The sequence below is a fragment of the Acetobacter pasteurianus subsp. pasteurianus LMG 1262 = NBRC 106471 genome, from assembly GCF_000285275.1.
GTDB classification, from domain to species: domain Bacteria; phylum Pseudomonadota; class Alphaproteobacteria; order Acetobacterales; family Acetobacteraceae; genus Acetobacter; species Acetobacter pasteurianus.
This window is the reverse complement of record NZ_CADO01000097.1, coordinates 1-2756: the sequence shown is the minus strand read 5'-3', so window position 1 is coordinate 2756 and position 2756 is coordinate 1. Positions and strand designations below refer to the sequence as shown.

General features: G+C 52.9%; 1 protein-coding gene and 1 pseudogene. Both read right to left on the bottom strand.

Annotation, left to right across the window (positions count from 1 at the left end; genetic code table 11):
• Positions 1-104 precede the first annotated feature (104 nt).
• A pseudogene (locus APA10_RS11540) lies at positions 105-1408 on the bottom strand (MFS transporter).
• 129 nt (positions 1409-1537) lie between these two features.
• The gene (locus APA10_RS11535; RefSeq protein WP_003631183.1) at positions 1538-2611 is read right to left on the bottom strand and encodes an alkene reductase; all 1074 of its coding nucleotides are present in this window, start codon (positions 2609-2611) and stop codon (positions 1538-1540) included.
• Positions 2612-2756 lie beyond the last annotated feature (145 nt).

Below are 2756 nucleotides of genomic sequence, written 5' to 3'. Positions count from 1 at the left end.
ACAGGTCGACGAAATCCTTGATTACGCCAATGACGTCTCACAACCTGACAGCTAACAACCTAGCAAGATACATTGCTCTTTCAATTACAACATCGGCAGTATGTTTATTTTTTGTCCGGCCATGCCAGAAGGCAGAAAACTTGTAGACATACGGCCCCCAGCGGGAGCCAGACAAATCCGGCCGTAATCCAGAATGATAGGTCTGGTGATTGTGTGGTTCCTCCTTCAACGTAATGACCTTGTGACAGGAACTGCGCCAGAACAAAGCCGGTCAGCCCCATCGCCAGCTTCGTAACCCAGGTATTGATCGAATATGCCAGACCAGCAGATCCGGTCGATGTTCGCAGATCCCCATCATCCACGGCTTCCGCCAGCAAGGTATAATACAGCGGAGACATCACACCCTGAGCCAGTGCCAGAAGAGCTATGGACACGAAAAAACCTGTTATGGACGCGCCCGCTGCAGCCATCATCAGGTAGGCCGCCCCCTGCACGCTCAGGCATATGATCCCGCTGCGGACAGTCCCCATACGCTTGGCAAGCGGTAGGCACGCGGGCACGCCCGTAAACAGCAGAACAGTGACAAAAGTAATGATATTGGCGCCCAGTTGCTCCGTGCCGCCAAGAACAATGCGGGCATAATACAGAGCAAACCCGAACAGTGCCGCCTGCCCCACAAAATAGAAAAACGCGAGCAGATTGCTCAGCACCCATCGCCGGTTTCCCAGAAAATGGCGCAGTGTGACCAAAAGATTCTGCCGAACGGGTGCTGGCGGATGCCTTACGGTGCAACCGCGTGCCACACACATCCACAGGAAAGTACCGAGAACAGACAGAGCCAGCACATAAACTGCCATGCCATATCGGTGCTCCGCCGCGCTTTCACCCCCACCCAACCATGTGATGGCGGGAATGGTCAGCAGCGCAACAAGCAGCGATCCTGCCTGACAGCCCATCATGCGGAATGCATTGAGACCAACGCGCTGTGAGGCAGAGCGGCTCATCATGACGGCCAGCGCACCATATGGCGTATTGATGCACGAATAGATGGCACCAAACACGATATAGGTTGCTCCAGCCCACACAACTTTCCCCGTAGGCGAAAGCGGTAAAGCCAGAAAGCACAGAAAACCCGTTATACCGAACGGAATGGCAAGGGAGCGGATCAGGCGTGGCACAATCAGCCCGCCGATACGGTCAACAACATAGCCGATGGCCGGATCGCAGAAAGCATCCACAACACGGGCCACCAGCAGTATCCATGAGACAGCCACCAGCGGCAGGCGTAGATATCTGTGTAATAATACATCAGATAGGATGACGTCATGCCCCACATCATGTTGGAGGCAGCATCACCACAGCCGTAGGCTATCTTTTCTTTCACGGAAAGCGCCTGCCCTTTCTCCATAATTGCGCTTTCCTTACAAAATTTAGGCTAAGTCCAATGTTTTTATAAGTAGAGTTCTTCCAAGACTCTTTCATAACGAGAGTGAGATTTTCCTTTAAATAAAAAGAGCTTTCGGAAAATGATGGGATGTTATGATGCGCGTGGATAATCTGTATAGCCTTCTGTCCCCTGCGTGTACCAAGTGCGCATATCATCTTTGTTCAGAGGAAGGTTATCCTCCAGACGATGCACCAAATCTGGATTGGCAAGAAAAAGCCGCCCGAATGCAATGGCGTCAGCCACGCCGATCGCTACCGCGTCAATCGCTTCCTCCCGTGTGTAATCCTGATTCAGAACCAGCGGTTTCGTAAAGACTTTGCGGATCGGACCGTGCAGCTTCGGCTGATCGGTCTTGCCGAATGTGCCATTGGGCCCGGGTTCACGCAGTTCGAGAAAAGCAATATCGAGATCGTTCAGAAGCTTTGCTGCGGGCACAAAAACCTGCTCCGGGTGACTGTCTATACAACCCTGTGTGTCACCATTGGGAGAAAGTCTTACGGACGTTCTGTCTGCGCCAATCGTGGCGATTACCCGTTCCGTAACTTCCCGCAGGAAGCGTATCCGGTTTTCAGGAGACCCACCATATTCATCGGAACGATGATTGGTGCCGTCCCGCAGGAATTCATCAATCAGATAACCATTGGCTGCATGAATCTGAACGCCATCAAAGCCAGCCTGAAGCGCATTACGTGCAGCTTTTTCGTAATCGTTCAGGATACGGGCGATGTCATCCTTGGTAAGGGGACGAGCAATTTCGGGCGCCTGCTTGCCCTCGTAAGTATGCAATGGCTCAGGCGCTTTTGTCGCCGATGAGGAAACTGGTTGCTGGCCCGTCACACTGGAATGCACCATGCGCCCCATGTGCCAGAGCTGGGCCACAATCTTTCCGCTCTTTGCATGTACGGCTGCTGTAACTGGCTTCCAGGCTTCCACCTGGTCTTGCGACCACAGGCCCGGCGCATAGGGCCATCCAAGACCTTCCTGGCTGATGCCGGTTGCTTCCGAAATAATCAGGCCTGCGCTGGCACGCTGCGCATAATATTCGGCCATGATAGATGTCGGAACATGCTCACGGGTTGCTCTGCCGCGCGTCAGCGGCGCCATAAGAATTCTGTTTTTGGCGTAAATGCTTCCCAGTTTAATCGGCTCAAACAGGCTGGGCATGACAGATCCTTCCTATAAAGACGCGGTTCTTATGAATTGGGGAAGTCTCACGTCGATTACAACAGAAAGCTTCCCGCAGCTCATGTTTGTGTAGGTGTTTGGTCCCGGGGTTTGATGGGTTGGATTGATGATGAATCTTTCTGGC